At 71.4% G+C, this 21,945-nt stretch carries 20 protein-coding genes and 1 pseudogene; 12 read left to right on the top strand and 9 right to left on the bottom strand.

What is annotated here, in order from left to right; genetic code table 11:
* Nucleotides 1–270 precede the first annotated feature (270 nt).
* Both AB0D85_RS04700 and AB0D85_RS04695 read right to left on the bottom strand, forming a co-directional pair.
* Entirely contained in the window at nucleotides 271–852 is a 582-nt protein-coding gene (locus AB0D85_RS04700; protein ID WP_362313374.1) for a GH25 family lysozyme, read from the bottom strand.
* 125 nt (nucleotides 853–977) lie between these two features.
* Nucleotides 978–1,187 (bottom strand): hypothetical protein, encoded by a 210-nt coding sequence (locus tag AB0D85_RS04695; protein WP_362313532.1) that lies wholly within the window; start codon nucleotides 1,185–1,187, stop codon nucleotides 978–980.
* A 232-nt stretch (nucleotides 1,188–1,419) separates the two neighbouring features.
* On the opposite strand from AB0D85_RS04695, the pseudogene AB0D85_RS04690 reads away from it, so the two are divergent.
* The 3 genes and pseudogenes from AB0D85_RS04690 to AB0D85_RS04680 form a co-directional block, all read left to right on the top strand.
* A pseudogene (locus AB0D85_RS04690) lies at nucleotides 1,420–1,557 on the top strand (IS6 family transposase); the annotation flags it as partial.
* Between the two features lie 364 nt (nucleotides 1,558–1,921).
* Nucleotides 1,922–4,165: a glycosyltransferase family 39 protein gene (locus tag AB0D85_RS04685; RefSeq protein ID WP_362313372.1), complete on the top strand. Its 2,244-nt coding sequence runs from the start codon at nucleotides 1,922–1,924 to the stop codon at nucleotides 4,163–4,165.
* 383 nt (nucleotides 4,166–4,548) lie between these two features.
* Complete coding sequence (locus AB0D85_RS04680; protein ID WP_362313369.1) at nucleotides 4,549–5,154, top strand: hypothetical protein; 606 nt, start codon at nucleotides 4,549–4,551, stop codon at nucleotides 5,152–5,154.
* Nucleotides 5,155–5,231: 77 nt separating this feature from the next.
* Here AB0D85_RS04680 and AB0D85_RS04675 read toward each other — a convergent pair whose 3' ends face one another.
* On the bottom strand, nucleotides 5,232–5,633 hold the full coding sequence (locus AB0D85_RS04675; RefSeq protein ID WP_362313367.1) for a hypothetical protein: 402 nt from the start codon (nucleotides 5,631–5,633) through the stop codon (nucleotides 5,232–5,234).
* 267 nt (nucleotides 5,634–5,900) lie between these two features.
* Here AB0D85_RS04675 and AB0D85_RS04670 point away from each other — a divergent pair, with 267 nt between their 5' ends.
* Nucleotides 5,901–8,186 carry an FdhF/YdeP family oxidoreductase gene (locus AB0D85_RS04670; RefSeq protein ID WP_362313364.1) on the top strand — a complete coding sequence of 762 codons (2,286 nt, stop codon included), beginning with the start codon at nucleotides 5,901–5,903 and terminating at the stop codon, nucleotides 8,184–8,186.
* A 95-nt stretch (nucleotides 8,187–8,281) separates the two neighbouring features.
* On the opposite strand, the gene AB0D85_RS04665 is transcribed toward AB0D85_RS04670, so the two are convergent.
* Nucleotides 8,282–9,145, bottom strand: coding sequence for a Ku protein (locus tag AB0D85_RS04665; RefSeq protein WP_362313360.1), 864 nt, complete (start codon nucleotides 9,143–9,145; stop codon nucleotides 8,282–8,284).
* A 67-nt stretch (nucleotides 9,146–9,212) separates the two neighbouring features.
* On the opposite strand from AB0D85_RS04665, the gene ligD reads away from it, so the two are divergent.
* On the top strand, nucleotides 9,213–10,094 hold the full coding sequence (ligD, locus tag AB0D85_RS04660; RefSeq protein WP_362313357.1) for a non-homologous end-joining DNA ligase: 882 nt from the start codon (nucleotides 9,213–9,215) through the stop codon (nucleotides 10,092–10,094).
* A gap of 152 nt (nucleotides 10,095–10,246) precedes the next feature.
* On the opposite strand, the gene AB0D85_RS04655 is transcribed toward ligD, so the two are convergent.
* On the bottom strand, nucleotides 10,247–11,050 hold the full coding sequence (locus tag AB0D85_RS04655) for a nuclease-related domain-containing protein (protein ID WP_362313354.1): 804 nt from the start codon (nucleotides 11,048–11,050) through the stop codon (nucleotides 10,247–10,249).
* A gap of 100 nt (nucleotides 11,051–11,150) precedes the next feature.
* Here AB0D85_RS04655 and AB0D85_RS04650 point away from each other — a divergent pair, with 100 nt between their 5' ends.
* The 7 genes from AB0D85_RS04650 to AB0D85_RS04620 all read left to right on the top strand — a co-directional run bounded on the left by AB0D85_RS04650 (nucleotide 11,151) and on the right by AB0D85_RS04620 (nucleotide 18,276).
* Nucleotides 11,151–11,657, top strand: coding sequence for a protein phosphatase (locus tag AB0D85_RS04650; protein ID WP_362313351.1), 507 nt, complete (start codon nucleotides 11,151–11,153; stop codon nucleotides 11,655–11,657).
* A gap of 43 nt (nucleotides 11,658–11,700) precedes the next feature.
* A complete protein-coding gene (locus tag AB0D85_RS04645; RefSeq protein ID WP_362313348.1) occupies nucleotides 11,701–12,417 on the top strand; it encodes a hypothetical protein in 717 nt (238 codons plus the stop codon).
* Nucleotides 12,414–13,643, top strand: a complete 1,230-nt coding sequence (locus AB0D85_RS04640; protein WP_362313345.1) for a HAMP domain-containing sensor histidine kinase — start codon at nucleotides 12,414–12,416, stop codon at nucleotides 13,641–13,643. The genes AB0D85_RS04645 and AB0D85_RS04640 overlap by 4 nt, the downstream gene beginning before the upstream one ends.
* A gap of 258 nt (nucleotides 13,644–13,901) precedes the next feature.
* Nucleotides 13,902–14,348: an SH3 domain-containing protein gene (locus AB0D85_RS04635; RefSeq protein WP_362313343.1), complete on the top strand. Its 447-nt coding sequence runs from the start codon at nucleotides 13,902–13,904 to the stop codon at nucleotides 14,346–14,348.
* Nucleotides 14,349–14,391: 43 nt separating this feature from the next.
* Entirely contained in the window at nucleotides 14,392–15,753 is a 1,362-nt protein-coding gene (locus AB0D85_RS04630; RefSeq protein WP_362313340.1) for an FtsW/RodA/SpoVE family cell cycle protein, read from the top strand.
* On the top strand, nucleotides 15,750–17,225 hold the full coding sequence (locus tag AB0D85_RS04625; RefSeq protein WP_362313337.1) for a penicillin-binding transpeptidase domain-containing protein: 1,476 nt from the start codon (nucleotides 15,750–15,752) through the stop codon (nucleotides 17,223–17,225). The genes AB0D85_RS04630 and AB0D85_RS04625 overlap by 4 nt, the downstream gene beginning before the upstream one ends.
* Nucleotides 17,226–17,337: 112 nt before the next feature.
* Nucleotides 17,338–18,276, top strand: coding sequence for a diiron oxygenase (locus AB0D85_RS04620; RefSeq protein WP_362313334.1), 939 nt, complete (start codon nucleotides 17,338–17,340; stop codon nucleotides 18,274–18,276).
* A 48-nt stretch (nucleotides 18,277–18,324) separates the two neighbouring features.
* On the opposite strand, the gene AB0D85_RS04615 is transcribed toward AB0D85_RS04620, so the two are convergent.
* The 4 genes from AB0D85_RS04615 to AB0D85_RS04600 all read right to left on the bottom strand — a co-directional run bounded on the left by AB0D85_RS04615 (nucleotide 18,325) and on the right by AB0D85_RS04600 (nucleotide 21,945).
* Nucleotides 18,325–19,464, bottom strand: coding sequence for an NlpC/P60 family protein (locus AB0D85_RS04615; protein ID WP_362313331.1), 1,140 nt, complete (start codon nucleotides 19,462–19,464; stop codon nucleotides 18,325–18,327).
* A 116-nt stretch (nucleotides 19,465–19,580) separates the two neighbouring features.
* The gene (locus AB0D85_RS04610) at nucleotides 19,581–19,865 is read right to left on the bottom strand and encodes a hypothetical protein (RefSeq protein WP_362313328.1); all 285 of its coding nucleotides are present in this window, start codon (nucleotides 19,863–19,865) and stop codon (nucleotides 19,581–19,583) included.
* A 10-nt stretch (nucleotides 19,866–19,875) separates the two neighbouring features.
* Nucleotides 19,876–20,529, bottom strand: coding sequence for a helix-turn-helix domain-containing protein (locus tag AB0D85_RS04605; protein WP_362313325.1), 654 nt, complete (start codon nucleotides 20,527–20,529; stop codon nucleotides 19,876–19,878).
* Nucleotides 20,530–20,688: 159 nt separating this feature from the next.
* On the bottom strand, nucleotides 20,689–21,945 hold the full coding sequence (locus AB0D85_RS04600; RefSeq protein WP_362313322.1) for a styrene monooxygenase/indole monooxygenase family protein: 1,257 nt from the start codon (nucleotides 21,943–21,945) through the stop codon (nucleotides 20,689–20,691).

Raw genomic sequence — 21,945 nt, 5'->3', positions numbered from 1 at the left:
CAGGCCAAGAGGCCACCGACGTCGGACCCGAGCGGCACCCACGACCGATTTTCGCGCTGTCACCACGGCGCGGGCAACGCGTCACATCAACTTGGTAGCTCGCGGTTGTCGAATCCAGCGAGTTGCAAGAGGCCCTGGTGTTGAAGTGTTGCGTGGCGGTTGCCGGCGTGGTCCGTTGGACCACCCCTAAGTATGACTGTCTCGCCCACAGGTACGGGTGCGCAGGTCGCCGGGCGGGGCGCCAGTCCCCGCCCGGCTGTGTATCGGAATCTAGTTGCTCATAGCGTTGGTGCCGCCCGCGAAGGCGACCAGCTCCGCCTTGGAGGCGAAGTTGCCCACGTTGATGTCCAGCGGCTGGTCGGTGTACTGGTGGAACATCCACTTGGTCTGGATGTTGGGCTTGCCCGCGACCACGCCGTATTCGGCGATCCAGAGGAAATCACCCGCATTTCCGGTGGTGTCACGGTGAAGCCAGAAGTCCCGGTTGCAGTAGAGCCCGATCTTGTGGTTCGAGTCGCGCAGCCGCTTGACCTCGGCGATGAAGGCATCCTTCTCCGCGCAGGTCGCCGCACCGTCGTTCGGAGTGGTCTCCCAGTCGACGACCAACAGGTCGGACTCGATACTCACGCAACCGTTCACGAAGTGGGCCGCCTGCTCACTGATGTGGCCCGGGTGCAGGAAGTGGTAAAAGCCGACGACCAGGCCCGCGGCACGGGCGTGCGCGGCCTGCTCCTTCTGACTGGGGTTGACGTAGGAACGGTCCTCGGTGGCTTTGATGAACACGAAGCTGGTGCCTGCGGTGGGGAAGTGCGCGCCCTGGAAGGCGGATACGTCGTAGCCCTTGATCGTCATGGTGGTCCTCCGATGCGTTGATCCGGAGGGAGCACCATGGGGCAGGCACGCGGATGACGTCGCGCTTTGCCACATGGGAGCGGTCATTGACGACTTCGGCGTCCACGACACCGCCGTCCTCGAACTCAGGCGCGTATTTCGACCGCGAACAGGCCGTGGTCCAGGCGCTCGGCGACCGCGACCAGGACCAGGTCCACGGGGCGCTCGCCACCACGTCCTTGCCGTGGCGCGAGCAGTGCTGCCGCTCCAGATACCAGGTGCTCCCCGCGCCAGTTCGGCACGGTACGGTCCTCCACGGTCACTTCCACGATCTGTCCGGTGGCCGGATCACGCAACTTGTGCGGTGACCTTGGTGACGATGCCACAGTCCGCGACACGGCGGATGTTCGGCATCGCCCGTGCGGCCGCGGTGGCGCGCGCGATACAAACCTTCTCGTACAGCGCCTGACAGCACCAGCAGAACCAAGCCCATCGCAGCGAAGCCCGCTGAGACCATGTGGTCGTGCTCTCCCCCGGCGACCAACTGGCCGAGGGCGACGGAGGCGATGGAGAGCGCGGGGCAGTGACCGGACGATGCGGGGGCAGCGGTACCTGGCCGCGTTCAGCGGCATCTCACCCCACTTCCGGCCCCGCCGTCACCTGATGGCGGCCTCCGACCACCGTGCCGAGATGACCAACCGCTTCGCCGTGCGGGACCAGATCACGGCCACGCCCGGCCCGCCGGCCCGCCACGGTATGAACCAGGCCAGGACCGCGGGCCCACCATCCCCCGACGCACCGTCAGACACCCACACATCCAACAACGTGACAGCACCCAACCACGAGTTCCACCCGCGCAAAGGGAATCCGCAGCGGATTTATGCGACAGGCAATGAAATCCTCTGCATAGTTTGAAATCCTGTCAGGGCCTATTAAAGGCACTTCCTGAGTCTGATGAGAATTTCCTTGAACGGGGGCAAGTCGGCGTGGCGAGCGGCAGTCGTGTCGAACACTGCTGGGCATGGCTACGACTGTTCTCCACCCGACCGCACCGGCGCGTGCCGGTCGTCGCGCGCCGTGGAAGTCTCCTGTGGATCAGCCCGCGTACGCACGTCCTGCCCTGCTGTTCATCACGGTGCTCGCCGCCGTGCTCTACACCTGGGGGATCGACCACAGCCAATACCACACGTTCTATACGAACGCCGTCCGGAGCATGACCGAGAGCTGGAAGGCTTTCTTCTTCGGCTCTTTCGACCCGGGAAATTCCATCACTCTCGACAAATTGCCGGGATTCCTCTGGCCCCAGGCGTTGTCGGCGCGGATCTTCGGATTCCACCCGTGGGCGCTGACGCTTCCCCAGGTCATCGAGGGGGTGGCGAGCCTGCTGGTGCTGCACCGGCTGGTGCGCCGTTGGGCCGGGGTCAACGCGGCGCTGATCGCCGACACGGCGTTCCTGGTGACGCCGGTGGCCGTGGGGCTCTTCCGTACCGCGGTCGAGGACCCCGCCTTCACCCTGTGCGTGCTGCTGGCCGCCGAGGCCGCCCAGCGGGCCGCCCGGGACGGCCGGCTGCGCCCTCTGGTGGCCTGTGGCGTCTGGGTCGGTGTCGGCTTCCAGGCCAAGATGCTGGAGGCCTGGGCGGTGCTTCCCGCGCTCGCCCTGATCTATCTGGTGACGGCGCCCGTCACGCTGCGCAGGCGGCTGGCGCACCTCGGCGTGGCCGCCGTGGTGATGACCGCCGTGTCGGTGTCCTGGATGCTCGCTGTCACCCTCACCCCGGCCAAGGACCGACCCTATGTGGATGGCACCACCAACAACTCCGCGTTCAGCATGGTGGTCGGCTACAACTTCCTGAACCGGTTCTCCTCGCTCGGCATCAGCGCGGCCTCCACCGGCAGCGTGAGTGCGACCCAGGGGGGCGGAGGTGGCCATGCCGGCGGCGACGGCAGCACGTACCGCGGTTTCGGTGCCTCGTCCGGCTCCGGCAGCCACGCCAACCGCCGTCTGGGCACGGGCGGTGCACAGAGCCCGCAGAGCACCCGGCGTCAGTCGTCCGGGCAGTTCACCGGTGCGCAGGCCGCCGCCGCGCGGCAGAGTGGCGGCGCGGGCGGCTTCAGCGGCGGTGATCAGAACGGTTGGTCGAAGATGTTCGGCACGTCGCTCGCCTCGCAGACCGGCTGGCTCTACCCGATCGCCGCGGTCTCCGTCGTCTGTGGTCTGCTGTGGCGGCGCGGCCGGCCGCGCACCGACGGCGTCCGTGGCGGATTCCTGATGTGGGGGACCTGGCTGGCCACGTACTTCCTGGTCTTCAGCGCGGGCAGCGTCGGCGGCCACACGTACTACATGGGCGTCGTCGCGGTCCCGCTCGCCGCGCTCACCGGCGGCGGCGTCGTACAGATGTGGCGTGCCCACCGGGCCGGCGGTCGCCGGGCCTGGGTACTTCCGGGTGCGGTGGCGGCGACGGCGGCCTGGAGCGCGTACCTCGCGGGGCAGTTCCCGTCGTTCCTGCCGTGGCTCGCGCCGCTGGTGGGCGTGCTGGGGCTGGCCGCCATCGCCCTGCTGGCGCCGGCCCGCCCCGCGCGCGCTCCGTCCGGCGGCCGACTCGCCCTCGCGGGGCTCGCCGCGGCCCTGGCGGCGGTGCTGGTCGCGCCGGGCGCGTGGGCGGTGCAGGTCTTCGACCCGACGTACCGCAGTACCGGTATGGGCGCGGTCGGCCCGTCCGGCACGGGCCGCGGCCACGGCTCGGTGACGTCGGCGAGCGGTCGGCGCGGTCAAGTGCTCTGGGGCGACGGCACGGCGCGCGCCGGGGCGGCGACGGCAGCCGACGGCCGGGGCGGCGAATCCCGGGGCGGTGTCGGCGGTGTCGGCGGGTTCGGCGGCATGGACGCCGGCGGTGAACTCACCGCATCCCAGCGAACGTTGCTGCGCTACACCACCGCCCACCAAGGCTCGGCCGAGTACGTCTTCGCGACCACGGGGTGGAACTCCGCCTCCCCGTACATCCTCGCCACCGGCGCCCGCGTCCTGCCGCTCGGCGGGTTCAGCGGCCGGGTGCCCTTCCCGACCGAGGCGCGGTTCCGACAACTCGTGGCTTCCGGCAAGCTGCACTACGTCCTGGTGGGCGGCGGTCGTGGCATGGGCGCCTTCTTCGGCGGCGGAGGCGGAACGTCAGCGAGCACGGCCACGACGCAGATCACCAACTTGGTCCAGTCGACCTGCACCCGCGTCCCTGCCTCCGCCTATGGCGGCACGGACGGCGGCGGTACGGACGTCGCCGACACCTCCGGCGCCACCGCCACCGCCACCGCCCTGTACCGCTGCGGCACCGGTCGGTAAGGGGCGTCGGCGCCGGGCGCGGGGCGGCGGACATCGTCACATCGCGCCGCGCGCCCGGCAGTTGGGCGGAGGGGCGGAGCGGCGGAGTCCGCGTGCTTCCCGCGCGGTTCGTGCCTCCGCCCTCCCGGCAGGCGCCCGGCGTGTGTATCGCCTAGCGTGAGAGAGAGTGGGCCCCAGCCGGAAGTCCTCCGGTGCTGCCACGGTTCCGTCCCCGGCCACGTGCTCGTAGCGGGGATCCCCCAAGTCGGTCGCGCAGGGGACGTGCTGTGTCTGCGACGCATCGTGCCGACCGGTGCCGGTCGGTGTCGGCCGAACGGCACGAGGGAATCGGCGACTTCCCGCTCCCGGATTGCACGCGATTCGCATAGCGGAGGGATGGGATCATGGCAAAGTCCCGCCTGACTCTGAAAGCCATGCTGTGCACCGCCGTCGCGTTCCTGATGGCGGCCATGTGGTCACAACCCGCGAGCGCATGGACCTGGGCCAGATCGGTCACCGTGTACAACGGTTCCGGCCTGTGTGTCCGGGGGGACGCGGGGATCGACCATCTGAGACCCGGCGTGCTCTCCGGCAACCTCGCCTATGCGACCGTCTACGCGCTGGCCGGAGGATGCGGTACCGGTATGTCCGGTCGGGGCGCGGTGCAGGCCGTCGTCTACAAGTGGAACGGTTCCGCCTGGGCGGTGTGCCGGAGCAGCGACTGGAAATACGGTCCCACGGGTCGGACGGGGGGCCAGTTCCCCGGCCCGTACGGACCGGAGCAGGTGTTCAACTGGGGCGGGGCGGCGGCATGCGGGCCGGGCTACTACGGAACGCGGGCCTCGGCATGGGTCTGGGACGGGTCCCGGTGGCGCGGGGGCGGCGTCTGGTCGGGGTACGAATACGTCTCGTCCGCCGGGCTTTCCTCCCGGCAGGGGTCCGCGCCCGGTCACGCGCCCGCTCGGAGCAGCCAGCCGTCCGCCGTCCGTCCGCCGGTGCACGCCGGGTGACAGTTCCAGCAGGTTGCACGGACAGCGACCTGAGCGGGGGCTGTGACACCCCGGGTGTCACAGCCCTCACCGGGGTGTCAGGAGGCCGGGCATCCGAACCAGTTCACCGTGTCGTTGCCGGCGGTGTAGCCGAGGCACCTGATGGTTCTGCCGTGCAGGGTCTCGGTCCGGTCGACCTTGCCGTCCAGGGTGTCCCCCTTGTAGTGCTTCTGTACGAGCGTGTCGATCTCGACGGTGTACCAGCGGTTCCTGCCGCCGGGAATGCTGCAGCTGTGGCCGGTCAGGTTGCGGCTGGGGCCGTCGCTCCACATGTCCTGTTCGGCGCGGTCGCAGTGCGCCCTGTCGGCGGCACCGGCCGTGCCGGCGCCGGGGCCGAGCAGGGCCGCCGCGCCCATGGCCACCGCCGCGGTGACGCCGAGCAGGCGCTTCGGAGCGGGGCGAGTGAGGCGTGTGGGGTGAGTGAGGTGAGTGAGGTTCATGGATTGGCACTCCTGCCAGGTGTGGTGACGGCTCGGAGTCGCCTCGTCACCTTCGTGTGATAGCCACACTTGTCCGGGATGTCCGGCCCGGCACGGCACAGTCCCCCGACCCGGTGACGGCGGTAAGCGGCAACGCCGATGCGACAGGTCGCCGACCGACGCGATCACCGTGCAACCAGGACAGGGGAACCGTGACTGAAATCACAGATAACCCCGCAAATGGGTGGAAACTCGAAGACGAAGCCGGAAACGTGAAAAGAGGCAGCCATGGCCGAGCACTCCGGGCACTCCGGCGAGCCTGCGCCTACCGCGTCCGGGCCCGAGTCCTCCACCGTCGGAGTTCACAGCATCACGGAATCCGCGCGGTACTCGCTGGCGGAGATGGGGGCCAAGCGGAGTGTCCGGACGCTGCTGTCCTTGAACCACGTCGACGGGTTCGACTGCCCCAGCTGCGCCTGGGGGGATCCCGACCCCGAGCACCGCAAGACCGCGGAGTTCTGCGAGAACGGGGTGAAGGCCGTCGCCTGGGAGGCCACCCGTAAACGTGTCGACGCCGCCTTCTTCGCCGCGCACTCCATCAGCGAGCTGCGGGAGCGGGACGGGCACTGGCTGGAGGCCCAGGGGCGGCTGGCCCAGCCGATGTATCTCGCACCCCGCTCCACCCACTACACGCCCATCGCCTGGAAGGACGCCCTCGCGCTCATCGCCGAACGGCTGCGGGGGCTCGCCGATCCGAACCGGGCCGTCTTCTACACGAGCGGCCGTACGAGCAACGAGGCCGCGTTCCTGTATCAACTGCTCGCGCGGCGGCTCGGGATGAACAACCTGCCGGACTGTTCGAACATGTGCCACGAGTCGAGCGGTGCCGCGCTCGCCGAGACGCTCGGCAACGGCAAGGGGCTCATCTCGTACGAGGACATCACCCGGCACGCCGATCTGATCATGATCGTCGGGCAGAATCCCGGCACCTGCCATCCCCGGATGCTCAGCGCGCTGGAGGAGGCCAAGGAGCGGGGGGCACGGATCATCGCCGCGAATCCGCTGCCGGAGGCCGCGTTCGGGCGGTTCCACAACCCGCAGACCGTGAAGGGGCTGGTCGGACGGGGTACCCGGCTCGCCGACCGGTATCTTCCGGTACGCGTCAACGGCGACCTGGCCCTGTTCGCGGGGCTCAACCGGGTGCTCGTCGAGCGGGAGGACGCCCGGCCCGGGACCGTGCTCGACCGCGACTTCATCGAGCGGTACTGCGACGGGTTCGAGGAGGCCGCGGCCGGGTGGCGTGCGCTGGACTGGTCGCTCGTCGAGACGCTCAGCGGGTTGTCCCGGCGGCGGATCGAGAAGTGCGCGGACGACGTCGTGGCCGCCGACCGGATCATCGTCTGCTGGGCGATGGGGCTCACCCAGCACCGCAACGCGGTCGCCACGATCCGGGAGATCGTCGACTTCCTGCTGCTGCGCGGGAACGTCGGACGCCCGGGGACCGGGCCGGCCCCGATCCGCGGGCACAGCAACGTCCAGGGCGACCGCACCATGGGCATCTGCGAGCGGATGCCCGACGCGTTCCTGGACAGGCTGCGCGACGAGTTCGGGTTCGAACCACCGCGCGCCCACGGCCTGGCCACCGTCGACTCGATCAAGGCCATGCGCGACGGCGGGATCGACGTCTTCATCGGCCTCGGCGGCAACTTCGCCGCGGCCACGCCCGACACGAACGTCACCGAGGCGGCGCTGGCCAACTGCGCCCTCACCGTCCACATCGCCACCAAGCTCAACCGGTCGCACCTGTGTCACGGCACGGAGGCGCTGCTCCTGCCCTGCCTCGGCCGCACGGAACGCGACCGGCAGGCCGGCGGTGAGCAGTTCGTCACCGTCGAGGACACGATGGCGATGGTGCACGCTTCGCGCGGACGGCTCGCCCCCGGGTCGCCTCACCTGCGCAGCGAGGTCGCGATCATCGCCGATCTGGGGCATGAGCTCTTCGGCGACGGGCTCGGGTGGCGAGCCATGCGTGACGACTACTCCCTGATCCGCCGTCATATCGAGCATGTCGTCCCGGGTTTCCACGCCTTCGAGGAGCGGGTACGGCAGCCGGGCGGCTTCATGCTGCCCCGGCCGCCCCGTGACTCCCGCACCTTCCCCACGGCTACCGGCAGGGCCCACTTCACCGTCAACCCGCCGACCGGGGTCGACGTCCCGCCCGGACACCTGCTGCTGACGACCGTGCGCTCGCACGACCAGTTCAACACCACGGTCTACGGTTTCGACGACCGGTACCGGGGGATCAGGGGCGGGCGGCGGGTGGTCTTCCTGAACCAGGAGGACGTACGTGAACTCGGGCTGCGGGACGGTGACTTGGTCGATCTCGTCAGCGTCCATCCGGACGGTGAGCGGCGGGCGCCCGGGTTCCGGGTGGTGCGGTATCCGACGCCGCGCGGCTGTGCGGCGGCCTATTACCCGGAGACGAACGTGCTGGCCGCGCTGGACGCGACGGCCGAGATCAGCGGGACACCGGTCACGAAGTCCATCGTCGTACGGATCGAGCCCACCGGGTGAGTGACAGGTCCGCCGCGATCGGGGGGAGGTGCATTGTTGGCTGCGGGTGCGTGGGGGCTGGTCGCGCAGTTCCCCGCGCCCCTGACGGGGCGCTCTCATGCGGGGCGTTTGCGAGGTGCCGCCTTCTTCGTCGGCGCCTTCTTCGCCGGCGTCTTCTTGGCCGCCGTGACCTCCGCCGGTTCGCCCCGTGATTCCTTCGCCGCGCGCACGCTCTTCTCCAGGGCCGCCATCAGGTCGAGGACCTTGCCGCCCGGTGCCGGGGCCGGGGACTCCGGTGGGGTCTCTCCTGCCGCCTTCGCGGCGATGACCTCCTCCAGCGCCTCCCGGTACTCGTCGTGCAGGTCCGCCAGGTCGACCTCGCCGAGGGTGTCCATCAGGGCGTCCGCCAGGTCGAGTTCCTTGTCGCGGACCGTGACCTCGACGTCGGGGGCCACGCCCTCGGGGGCGCGGACCTCGTCCGGCCAGAGCAGGCCGTGCATGGCGATGGCGTCGCCGACCACCCGGAGCATGCCGAGGCGTTCGCGGCCGCGCAGGGCGAATTTGGCGATGGCCACCTTGTTGCTGCGCTTCAGCGCCTCGCGGAGGAGGGTGTACGGCTTCGCGGCGGGCGCGCCGCTCGCGGCGAGGTAGTACGCCGCGTCCATCTGGAGCGGGTCGATCCGGTCGGCCGGGACGAAGGCGACGATCTCGATCGTGCGGGCGGTGGGGATGGGCAGGTGGGACAGGTCCTCGTCGGTGACCGGGATGATCGTGCCGTCGGCGTCCTCGTACCCCTTGCCGATCTCCGACTGCGTGACCTCGCGGTCCTCCAGCTCGCAGAACTTGCGGTAGCGGATGCGGCCGTTGTCCTCGGTGTGCACCTGGCGGAAGGAGACCGAGTGGCTCTCCGTGGCGTTCACCAGCTTGATCGGGATGCTGACGAGACCGAAGGAGATCGCGCCGTTCCAGATGGATCGCACGTGCGGTTCCCTCCGTTCCCTCTGTCCGGCGCCCGGATCGCAGGCTTCTATGTGAGATTGTCATCGTATGACGCCGATCACGGAGGTGGACGGGCGAAGGGTCGCGCTCAGCAACCTGGAGAAGGTGCTGTATCCGGCGACCGGGTTCACCAAGGGCGAGCTGCTGCACTACTACGCCACGACGGCCGAGGTCCTGCTGCCGCATCTGCGGGACCGGCCGGTGTCCTTCCTCCGCTATCCGGACGGGCCGGAGGGCCAGGTGTTCTTCACCAAGAACGTGCCGCCGGGTACGCCCGAGTGGGTCACGACGGCCGAGGTGCGCCGGGCGGAGGGGCCGGCGCGGATGGTGCTCGTGCAGGACCTCGCGAGTCTGATGTGGGCGGCGAACCTGGTCACCGAGTTCCATACGCACCAGTGGCTGGTGCGGGCGCCGGACGAGGCCGACCGGATCGTCTTCGACCTGGATCCGGGGGCGCCGGCGACGGTGGTGCAGTGCTGCGAGGTCGCGTTGTGGCTGCGGGAGCGGCTGGCGGCGGACGGGTTCGAGGCGTACGCCAAGACGTCCGGGTCGAAGGGGCTGCATCTGCTGGCGGGGGTGCGGGGGGCGTCCAGCGAGCGGGTGAGCGAGTACGCGAAGGGGCTGGCCGTGGCGGCGGAGCGGGCCATGCCGCGGCTGGTTGTGCACCGGATGACGCGGAGTCTGCGGCCGGGGAAGGTGTTCGTGGACTGGAGCCAGAACGCAGGGCGGAAGACGACGGCCACGCCGTACACGGTGCGGGCGCGGCGCGAGCCGGCGGTGTCGGCGCCGGTGACCTGGGAGGAGGTCGCGGAGTGCCGGGCGGCGGCGCAGCTGGTGTTCCGGGCGGGGGACATCGCGCCACGCGTCCAGGACCACGGGGACCTGCTGGCACCGCTGCTGGACGCGGGGAGCGCGGCGCCGCTGCCATGAGGGGCGACACCAGGCCCTCACCGCCGCCGGACACGGGGCAGGCGGGCGCCACTGCCATCAGAGGCAGCCTCCAGGACTCTCACCACTGCCGGACACGGGACAGGCGGGCGCCACTGCCGTGAGGGGGCAGTGCCCCGGGACCGGGATCGGCCCTACACCCTCCCCCATGTGTTCCGGTCCCGTGCCATCGCGTGCAGGGCCTCCACGTCCGCCGGTTTGAGGACTCCGCCCAGGCGGGACAGGGTGCTCAGGTCCCGGTCGCGGAGGATGCGGACCTCGCGGGGCGGGGTGCGCACGGTCACGTCCGCGGGGTCGGTCAGGGCCAGGACGGGGCGGACCTCGGCGGTCAGGGCGTACGACGCCCGGTCGGCGTCCGCGCGCAGGCGGCGCAGAAGGGGCTGGGGGTCGCGGCGGCCCAGGGCGACCATCGGGTCGGCGACCAGCACCTTCTGCTTGCGGGCGTAGAGGGAGTGCACGCAGAAGAGACCGCCCGGGCCGATCAGGAGGTGGTGGAGGCGGTCGCCGCCGGGCAGCGGGATGGAGTGCAGGGCGTGCCAGCCCGCGCCGTCCAGGCGGTCCAGCGCCTCGCCGACGGTCTGTTCGGCGGTCAGCGCGCGGCGGCGCGGATCGGGGCGGAGCCGGTGGGCCGGGCCGGGATCGCGGTCGAGGGCGATCAGCAGCGCCTCGCCGGGACGGTTGGGCGCCAGGTCGTCGTCGGGGTGCAGGGTCAGTCTCGCCAGTTCGGCGGGGGTGGGGACGGGCGGCGGGCCGATGGTGACCGGGCCGGTCAGGAACGGTCCCAGCACCTCCAGTACGTCGTCCTCGCGCCCCTCGCTGAGCAGGTTGACCCGGCCCGCCTCACGGTCGTACCAGGCGATGTTCCTTCCGTCCGTGAGACAGACGTACAGCCGCTCCTGGCCGTGGCGCCAGGTCGGCACGACGCGCAGTCCGCTCATTGCGTCATCACCCCTCGACCATGGGAACAGGCGGGGTGCTCCAGGGGCAAGAACCCCGCTACCTTTGACAGGGGTTGGCGCGCGCAGCGGGGAGGCGCCGGTGCGGATCCGTGGGGAGCAGTACGACGTGCCGCCGCCGGACAGCGCGTGGAGCGAGGTGCTGCCCGGGCTGTGGATGGGCGGCCATGAGTTCCGGGCGCGTTCGGGGCGGCTGGAGGCCGCCGTGGTGCGGGACGAGTTCGATCTCGTACAGAGTCTGCTGCGGCTGCCCGGGCACGGGCCCGACCAGGGTGTCGAGCATCACGTGTGGCCGATTCCCGACGGCCCGCTGGACGGTACCCAGCTGGCCGGGGTGATGCGGCTGGCCAGGGCGGCGAGCGAGGCCCTGGACGCGGGGCGGTCGGTGCTGGTGCGCTGCTACAGCGGATACAACCGGTCGGGGCTGGTGGTCGCGCAGACGCTCGTCCACCAGGGGCGTACGGCCGAGGAGGCGATCCGGCTGGTACGGGCCCGGCGCTCGCCCTGGGCGCTGCACAACGAGCTGTTCGTCGCCTATCTGCGGGCCGGTCTGTCCACCGCCCGGCTGCTCGAGGACCTCGCCGAGTAGCCTCTCTCTCCTGAGCCCCGCAGACCCCCGAGCCAGGAGCAGCGTGCCAGCCCGTCGCCCCCTTCGCAGCGCCCTCGTCGCAGGCGCCGCCGCCCTGCTGGCGGTGGCGGTGGCGGGCTGTGGCGACTCCGGCGGGCTGCGCGGGGCGGGGGCGACCCCGACGGCGGTCAGCCCCGCGAAGCTCTGGCCCGACCTGCGGCCGGCGTCCAGACCGGCCTGGCCCTACGACGAGGGCAGCAGGCAGGCCGTCAAGGGGATCACGGTTCCGGGCGACGACATCCGGAAGGTGGATCCGGTGGCCGTCGTACGGGCGGAGATCGCCTCGGACACGGCGGACTACGGGTCCAAGGGGACGTACCACGAGACGTCGACCCGGATGGCGCAGTGCGGGGCGGGCGGCGGCGGGGCCGGCTGTCCGCTGCTCAAGCCGTACTACCGGGATCTGACCGGGGACGGGCGGGACGAGCTGACGCTCGGCTTCCGGCTGTATCCGACGAACCAGACCGCGCTGCGCGTGTACACCGTCGAGAAGCACAGGCTGGTGCAGGTGCTGGACGACGACGACGCGATCATCGGGGTCGAGCTGGCCGGGCGGACCGTGATCGTGCGGTCACCGGCCGGGATCACCGGGTACGAGTACCGGACGACCTGGGCGTGGGATCCGCAGCAGAAGGCGATGGTGTTCACGCGGGACGAGTTCCTGCGCACCGGCAGGGCCCGCCACTCCCGTACGCCGGCACCGACAGCGAGCGCGCGATGAGGCTCCCCCGCTGGGCCGGGACGCTCGCGGCGAAGTCGGCCGCGTTCATCACGGTGATGTGCTGTGCGCTGGCCGCGCTGCTCGGCGTCCTGGTGCATGTGTCGGTCACCGACCAGACCGTCGCGCAGGCCCGTGACCAGGCGCTGTCCCGGCTCGCGGACGCGACGGCCGACTTCCAGGCGGGGGACGCGCTCGGGCGGGACGCCGGCGTCGACCCGTACGGCCTGCCGCCGCGGCTGCGGACGCTGGCGCTGGCCGGGGACCGCGGCACGATGGTGTCCGACGCCGACGGCCGCCCCACGATGTGGGCGGCGGGCCCGGCCGACCGTGACCGGGTGCTCGCGGTGGCCGTCGACTACTCCCAGCAGGCCCACACCATCGCCGCGCTCGACCACTCCATCCTCTGGTCGTCGGCGCTGGCGATCGGGGCGACGCTGCTGGTCGGCGCGTTCGCGGTGACCAGTGTGACCCGGCGGCTGCAGGGCACCGCGCAGGTGGCCCGGCGGATCAGCGCCGGGGACCTGGACGCACGGGTCGACGACCCCCGTACGAAGGATCCGTCCCGGCCGCAGGACGAGGTGGCCGCGGTCGCCGCCGCGCTGGACGGCATGGCCGCGTCGCTGCAGGGCAAACTGCTGAGCGAGCAGCGGTTCACGGCGGACGTGGCGCACGAGCTGCGGACGCCGCTGACCGGACTGCACGCGGCGGCGGAACTCCTGCCTCCGGGGCGGCCGACGGAACTGGTGCGGGACCGGGTGGCCGCGTTGCGCACGCTCACCGAGGACCTGCTGGAGATCTCCCGGCTGGACACGGGCCGGGAGCGGCTGGAGACCGACGCGGAGGCGCTGGGCGCGCTGGCCGAACGGGTGGTGCGGGCGTCCGGGACGGAGACCGAGGTGAAGGTCGTCCGGGACGTGTGGGTCGAGACGGACCGGCGGCGGCTGGAACGGGTGCTGGGGAACCTCGTCGCCAACGCGCATCGGCACGGGCGGGGTCCGGTGGTGCTGACGGTGGAGGGCAAGGAGGTCACCGTGCGGGATCACGGGGGTGGTTTTCCCGAGTACCTGGTGGCACACGGTCCGCAGCGGTTCCGGACGGAGGGCGGGACCAAGGGGCACGGGCTGGGGCTGACGATCGCGGTGGGGCAGGCGGAGGTACTGGGGGCGCGGTTGAGCTTCGCGAACGCGGTTGACGGCGGGGCCGTGGCGACGTTGACGCTCCCCTAGGGGGGCGCCGGTTCGCTGTGCGGCTGCGGGTGCGTGGGGGTTGTTCGCGCCCACGCGGCGGAGCCGCATATCGGTACGGCCCCGCGCCCCTGAAAGCAACTCAGCTGGTCCGACTCAAGGGGCACGGACCCCACCGCGCAACCACCCCTCCCCTCCCTCCCCCTTCGGCCCAAGCCAGAGCGCGCCCCCTCTGCCCTCCTCCTAACGTGGCGAATAGTCAGGCTCCCCCGCATCGCACCGCCCCGCCCGGAGGCACCCATGTCCCCCCGCCGCCGCCCCCTCCCCCGCGCCTTCGCCATAGCCGCCGCCACCGCCGTCCTCGTCACCCTCTGCGCCACCGTCCCCGCCCACGCCGCCGCCCGCGCCGGCGACGGCGGGGACGGTGACGACCCGGCGTACGGCCGGTTCGACGACCCCGTCACACTCCCCGGCACCGGCAACACCGGCGACCCCGACAACAACGACCTCGGCCGTTACCGGGGCATCGTCACCGCGCCGGACGGCATCTGGCTGCTCGACCAGCCGGAGCGGGGCAGCCGGCGGATCCGGTTCGTCGACAGGGGCGCCGAGGTGTCCATCCTCTGCAGGGCCGTCGGCGACCCGGTGGACGGCGACCGCGTCTGGTACGTGATCACGGACGGCACCTGGGCCTGGGGCCCCGCCCGCTCCATCGACACCGGCGGCCGTACGCCACGCTGGTGTTGACCCGCACAGCACGCAACTCACACTATTTGGGTAAGTTCCGGACATGACCAAGGCCGGAACCACCCTGGCGGCGAAGGAGACCCCCACCTCCGCCGTACGCCTCCCCCGGCGCCGTGGCATCGAACTCGCCCTGATCGTGCTGGCCGTCCTGCTCTGCGTGTACGGCTACTGCGCGGTCGGCCTGGCAAGGACCGGTACCGTCCCGCCCGGCGCCGCCGGTTACGGCGCCGGGCTCGGCGTTCTCGCGCTCGTCGCCCATCTCGCCGTACGCCTGCGCGCGCCGTACGCCGATCCGCTGCCGCTGCCGATCGGCGTGCTGCTCAACGGACTCGGCCTGGTCCTGATCTACCGGCTGGACCTGGCGACCCCCGGCGACCGCGCGGCCCCCGCCCAACTCGTCTGGTCCACACTGGGTGTCGGCCTCTTCATCCTGGTCGTGCTGATGCTGCGCGACCACCGCATCCTGCAGCGCTACGCCTACGTCTGCGTCGCCGCCGCGCTCGTCCTGCTCCTCCTGCCGATCCTCTTCCCGGCCGTCAACGGCGCGCGGATCTGGATCCGGATCGCCGGATTCTCCATCCAGCCAAGCGAGTTCGCGAAGGTGCTGCTCGCGGTGTTCTTCGCCGCGTATCTCGCGGCGAACCGCAACGCGCTCGCGTACGCGGGCCGCCGGGTGTGGTTCATGCAGTTCCCGACGGGCCGGGTGCTCGGCCCGATCGTCACCATCTGGCTGGTGAGCGTGGGGGTGCTGATCCTGGAACGCGATCTGGGCACGTCCCTGCTCTTCTTCGGCCTCTTCGTCGTCATGCTGTACGTCGCCACCGGGCGCACCGGCTGGATCGCCGTCGGCCTGGTGCTCGCCGTGTTCGGGGCCGTTGCCGTCGGCCACCTCGAACCCCATGTGCACGGCCGTATCGAGGACTGGCTGCATCCGTTCGCCTCGATCGACGCGGGCCAGGGTCCCAACCAACTCGCCCAGTCCCTCTTCGCGTTCGCGGCCGGCGGCATCCTCGGGGCCGGGCTCGGCCTCGGCCACTCCGTCCTCATCGGCTTCGCGGCGAAGTCGGACTTCATCCTGGCCACGGCGGGCGAGGAACTGGGCCTCGCCGGACTCTCCGCGATCTTCATCCTCTACGGCCTCCTCGTCGAGCGCGGCTACCGGGCCGGCCTCGCCCTGCGCGATCCCTTCGGCCGGCTGCTCGCCGTCGGGCTCGCCTCGATCGTCGCCCTCCAGGTGTTCGTGATCGCGGGCGGGGTGACCGGGCTGATCCCGCTGACCGGCATGGCGATGCCGTTCCTCGCCCAGGGCGGCTCCTCGGTCGTCACCAACTGGGCGATCGTGGCCCTGCTGATCCGGGTGAGCGACTCGGCCCGCAGCCAGTACGACGGACGGGTGGCCCCATGAGCCGACGCCAGGGCACCGCGGCGTACATCCGGCGGGCCCGCGCCTTCTGCGCCCTGCTGCTGTTCGCCCTCCTCGTCAACGCGGCCCGCGTCCAGGTGGTGCGGGCCCACGCGTACGACGACAACCCCGCCAACCGCCGTGCCTCCATCGCCCGTTACAGCATCCCCCGCGGTGACATCCTGGTCGGCGGGGTGCCGGTCACCGGCTCCCGGGACAGCGGGGAGCAGCTGCGCTACGAACGCACGTATCCGCAGGGGCCGTTGTACGCCCCGGTGACCGGCTTCGCCTCGCAGTTGTACGGCACGACGTTCCTGGAGCACGCGGAGGACGCCCTGCTCTCCGGCACCGATCCGATGCTGGCGCCGTTCCCGCTGTGGAACGACGCCACCCGGGCACGGAATCCCGGCGGGGACGTGGTCACGACACTGGACCGGGAGGCCCAGGAAGCCGCCTACCGGGGCCTCGGCGGGCGCAAGGGCGCGGTCGCCGCGATCGAACCGGAGACCGGCCGGATCCTCGCCCTGGTCTCCACCCCGTCGTACGACCCCGCCGAACTGTCCGGCAACGGCGCGGCGGCGACCTCGGCCTGGGCGCGGCTCAACGAGGACCCGGAGAAGCCGATGCTCAACCGGGCGGTACGGCAGACGTATCCGCCGGGCTCGACCTTCAAGGTGGTCACCGCGGCGGCCGCGCTGGACGCGGGGGTGGTCACCGACCTGGACGCGCCGACCGACTCCCCCGACCCCTACGGGCTGCCGGGCACCAGGACCCGGCTGACGAACGAGGGGGACGGCTGCGGGGACGCCTCGCTACGGGCGGCCTTCGAGTGGTCCTGCAACACGGTCTTCGCGAAGCTGGGCGTGGACGTGGGGGTGGCGGACATGACGTCGACGGCCCAGGCCTTCGGCTTCAACGACACACACCAGCGGATCCCGTTCGCCACCGCGCCGAGCACCTTCGACACGCGCGTGGACAAGGCGCAGCTGGCGCTGTCCTCGATCGGGCAGTACAACACCCGCGCCACCCCGCTGCAGATGGCGATGGTCGCGGCGGCGGTGGCGAACGGGGGGATGGCCCGGCCGCCGTATCTCGTGGACCGGACCGTGCGGCCGACCGGCGAGACGGTCGCCACGGGCGGTGCGGGGACGGTGCGGCAGGTGATGAGCCCCTCGACCGCCGTCCGGATGAAGGAGCTCATGGTCGACGTGGTCCGGGAGGGCACCGGCACCAACGCGGCGATCCGCGGTGCCACGGTCGGCGGCAAGACCGGCACCGCGCAGCACGGCATCGGCAACGCCGGGGTGCCGTACGCCTGGTTCGTGTCCTGGGCGCAGGCGGACTCCGACATGGAGCCGAAGGTCGCGGTGGCGGTGGTGGTCGAGGACGCGGCGGCCGAGCGGTCCGACATCAGCGGGGGCGGGGACGCGGCGCCGATCGCCAGGGCGGTGATGCGGGCGGTGCTCGGGCTCTGAAGCTCCGGGGCGCGGTCGCCCCAAGTCGTGCGCGGGGGATTGACTGGCTTGCTGACAAGCAGTCTCATAAGGCTTGGAGGATGTGACCCCTGGTAACTGAGGTGGGAGAACCATGACGACCCTGACGGAAGCGGACGCGGTCGACGGACTGCGGGACGCGCTCGGCCTGCTCAAGGACCGCGAGCAGGTGGCCGAACGGCTGCTCGTCTCCTCCGCGAAGCACTCGTTCGACCCGGACAAGGAGCTGGACTGGGACGCGCCCTTCGAGGAGGGCAAGTGGTTCTGGCCGCCGGAGCTGGTGTCGCTGTACGGCACGCCGCTGTGGAAGCGGATGGGCGAGGAGCAGCGGATCCTGCTGTCACAGCACGAGGCCGCGGCGCTGGCCTCGCTGGGCATCTGGTTCGAGCTGATCCTGATGCAGTTGCTGGTGCGGCACATCTACGACAAGGCGGCGACGTCCGCGCATGTGCGCTACGCGCTGACCGAGATCGAGGACGAGTGCCGGCACTCGAAGATGTTCGCGCGGCTGATCGCACGCGGGGACGCGCCCTGGTATCCGGTGGGCCGGGCCCACCAGAACCTGGGGCGCCTGTTCAAGACGATCTCGACCACGCCCGGGTCGTTCACGGCCACGCTGCTGGGCGAGGAGGTCCTGGACTGGATGCAGCGGCTGACGTTCCCGGACGAGCGGGTCCAGCCGCTGATCCGGGGGGTCACGCGGATCCATGTGGTGGAGGAGGCCCGGCATGTGCGGTACGCCCGCGAGGAGCTGCGCCGTCAGATGGTGACGGCGCCGCGGTGGTCGCAGGAGTTCACACGGGTCACCTCCGGGGAGTTCGCGCGGGTGTTCTCGGTGGCGTTCGTCAATCCGGAGGTCTACTCGAACGTGGGGCTGGACCAGCGGGAGGCGGTGGCTCAGGTGCGGGCGAGTGGGCACCGGCGGGAGGTCATGCAGGGCGGGGCGAAGAGGCTGACGGACTTCCTGGACGACATAGGGGTTCTTCGGGGGGTCGGGCGGCGGTTGTGGAAGAGCTCGGGGTTGTTGGCTTGAGTTCACAGTGCCGGTGAGTGGTGGTTGATCGCGCAGTTCCCCGCGCCCCTAGGTAGGAGTCGGAACCGTCGGCTGTGACGCACCGAAGCCTTCGTCCGGGCCCTCCGTCGCCCCTTCCGGCACCGTCGGGGGCGTGTAGTGGGCCAGCGGCCGGGCCTTCGGGTCCGGGCGTACCGCGCCCAGGATGGGGTTCGCCGCGATCGGGGAGACCTTGACCTTGGCGCCGGGGCGGGGGGCCTGGACCACCCGGCCGTTGCCCAGGTAGAGGGCGACGTGCGTGGCCTCGGGGAAGTAGACGACCAGGTCGCCGGGGCGCAGTTCGTTCAGGGGGACGTGCGGGAGGTGCGCCCACTGCTCCTGGCTGGTCCTCGGGATCGGGGTGCCGGCATGGTCCCAGGCCTGCGAGGTCAGGCCCGAGCAGTCGTACGCCTTCGGGCCCGCCGCGCCCCACTCGTACGGCTTCCCCAGTTGCCGCACCGCGTAGCGCACCGCACGGTCGCCCTCCTGGGAGGGGGGTGGGGTGGTGGCGCTCAGGGCGCCGGACACCGTGAGTTTCCGCTGGGCGTCCGCCGTCTCGGTCCGCTCCAGGGCGGCCAGGGCGGTGAGCTGGTCGGGGGTGAGGGAGGCCAGCATCCGCTCCACGTCCAAGAGCCGGTCCCGGACCTCGTCGCGCTGCTTCTTCTGGCCTTCGGCGAGGAGGAGCCGGGTGTCGAGCGCCTTGCGGGCCTTGCGGGCCAGGTCGGCCTGCTTCTTCTCGCCGTCCGCCAGGCGCCCCACCGTCTTGGCCCGTTCGCGCGCCAGCTCGCCGATGACATGGCCCTCGTCGAGCGCGTGCTGCGGATCGCGGGCGAGGAGCAGCCGGACGTACGGGGAGATCCCGGTGGAGCTCTGGTACTGCTGCCGGGCCAGCCGGCCCGCCTCGTCCTTGCTGCTGTGCAGGGAGCGCCGGGCCCCGGCCAGCTCGCCGTCCAGCCGGATCACCTCGGCGCGCTGCCGGTTCAGCCGTTCCTCGGCCGCGTTGTAGGTCTCGGTGGCCTGCTCGGCCTGCCGGTACAGCTGCTGAAGGTCCGTCAGCAGCTCGGCGACCGGCGGCTGCGCGTCGGGCACGGCGAGTGCGGGCACGGGCGCGAGGACGGCCTGCGCCGCCACCGCGGCCGTACAGGCCAGGCGCACCAGCCTTTCTGACATGTGATCACCTCCGGTGCGGGACGGTCTCTCCGCCCAGCACCGTGGTAATCACACGTGATAATCGGACATGTCTGCTCGGTTCGCGCGGCGTGTGTGCGCCGCTCGGCGCACAACTGTCACCCGTCGGTGTCGTCCGGCTTCGACCACGGCCACTTCGGCCTGCCGCCGCCGCTGCCCCTGCCCGTGGGGTCGTACTCGTACTTCCAGCCCTGGGTCAGGCCCAGGCGCCTGCTGTGCCCGCGGGGCACCCGGCGGTAGACCAGGACCGTGGGCCTGCCGCCGGCCGGGTCCGGAACGGGGATGCGGTAGGTCTTCGGGGGGTGGCCGGTCATGCCGAGCAGCACGGGGAGGACGCGGCCGTCCATGGGGCCGCCCTCGAAGGGGGTGTCCTGACTCTTCACGGCACCAGTGTCAGCCTTCCGCCGCGAGGGCGTCGACGAGGGCGGCCGTCTGCGGGTCGCGGCGCGCGGTCACGCTGAGTACGGCGGCGAACTGGTCCACCAGCCAGTCCCGCAGTTCCTCGACGGGCGGCTGTTTGTCCTCGTCGAGCCAGATGAGGGAGGCCGCCTCGACCGCGGTGATCCACATCCGGACGGTCATCCGCAGCCGGGGTCCGGGGTCGGCGACCTCCAGGTGGCTGAGGATGTGCTGCGCGGCGGCCCGTCGTACGCCGTCCACGATCGCCGTCGTCCGTGAGGTCTCCACCACGCTGCCGCCCTGGAGCAGGGCGCTGAAGCCGGCGTCGTGCTGGTCGACGAAGGCGAGGTAGCGGTCCAGGGCCCGGGAGAGTCGGGGCAGCAGCGGGCCCTCGCGGGGCTCGTCGAAGCAGTGCTCCAGCTCCTCGGCGGCCGACCGGAGCGCGGCCTCGTAGAGCTGCTGCTTGCCGCCCGGGAAGTACCGGTACACCAGGGGACGGGAGACCCCGGCCGCCTCCGCCACGTCGTCGAGGGAGACGTCCTCGGGCACGCGGTGCGCGAAGAGGGAGAGGGCCGCGTCGAGCAGCTGGCTGCGCCGCTCCTCGACGGACAGCCTGCGGTAGGCGGGGGTGGCGGCCTGCGGGGTCATGGGTGCAGGGTATGCGGTCCGCTGGGGGCGCCGCGATGTGCCGTCGGTCGACTGCTGCGCCGTCGTGGCTGATCGCGCAGTTCCCCGCGCCCCTGAAAGAAGGGGCGCGGGGAACTGCGCGAGCAACCCCCACTCACCCGCGGCCGAAAACCGGCCGGATCAGGCAGCCCCGGCCACCGACGCCAGATAGGCGCCCGTCTTCTCCGGCTCATAGAAGAAGTTCTCGAAGTCGGCCGGGTCGTTGAAGGCGTTGGCGAAACGGTCCGCCACCGGCTGGAGCTGGCCCGCCGCGCCGATCAGGTTGAGGATGTGCTCCGGCGGGGGCGCCAGCATCGCGTTCGTCCACTTGGTGACGTGCTGGGCCGTGTTCCAGTAGCGGTCGAACGTCTCCTGCATCCAGGTCTCGTCGAACTCCTTCTCCCCGCGTTCGAGGATGGAGTCGAGATACGCGGCGGCGCACTTCGAGGCCGAGTTGGAGCCCTGGCCGGTGATCGGGTCGTTGGCGACGACGACGTCCGCGACGCCCAGCACCAGGCCGCCGCCGGGGAGGCGGCCGATCGGGTTGCGGACCGTGGGGGCGTAGCGGCCGGCCAGGGTCGCGCCCGCGTCGGTCAGCTCGACCTCGGCGGTCCGCGCGTGCTCCCAGGGCGTGAACCGCTCCATGAGTTCCAGGGTCAGGGAGAGGTGCTCCGCCGGGTCCTTGACGCCGTTGAAGACGTCCAGCGGGCCGCCGGGTATGCCCTCCCAGAAGAGGATGTCGGCCGGGCCGGAGGTGGTCAGGGTCGGCATGACGAAGAGCTCGCCGACGCCGGGGACCAGGTTGCAGCGGACCGCGTAGTAGTCCGGGTGCTCGGGGCGGGGGCCCAGCCCGTGGACGTACGCCACGGCGAGGGCGCGCTGCGGCTCCGCGTAGGGGGACCTGGACGCGTCCCGGCCGAACATCTGGACCAGCTCGCCCTTGCCGGCCGAGACCAGCACCAGGTCGTAGGTGCGGGCGAAGTAGTCGAGGTCGCCGACCGCCGCGCCGTGGATGACCAGCTGGCCGCCGCGCTGTGCGAAGGTCTCCATCCAGCCGGCCATCTTCACCCGCTGGTCCACCGACTGCGCGTACCCGTCGAGCCTGCCCACCCAGTCGATCGCACGGGCCGCGGGGCCCTCGGCCCAGGAGCCGGGGGCGGCGACCGAGACGCCGAGTCCTTCGATCTTCGGGGCCTGGGACTCCCAGAAGTTCAGCTGGAGATCGCGCTCGTGCTGCAGCGCCGTGTGGAACATGCACTGCGTCGACATGACCCGGCCGGAGCGGATCTCGTCCGCGGTCCGGTTCGACATCAGGGTGACCTCGTAGCCGTGCGACTGGAGGCCGAGGGCGAGCTGGAGACCGGACTGGCCGGCCCCCACGACGAGTATCTTCCGCAT

This window comes from Streptomyces sp. NPDC048277 (assembly GCF_040652235.1).
Classification (GTDB): Bacteria; Actinomycetota; Actinomycetes; order Streptomycetales; family Streptomycetaceae; genus Streptomyces.
This window is presented reverse-complemented; position numbering and strand designations above follow the sequence as displayed.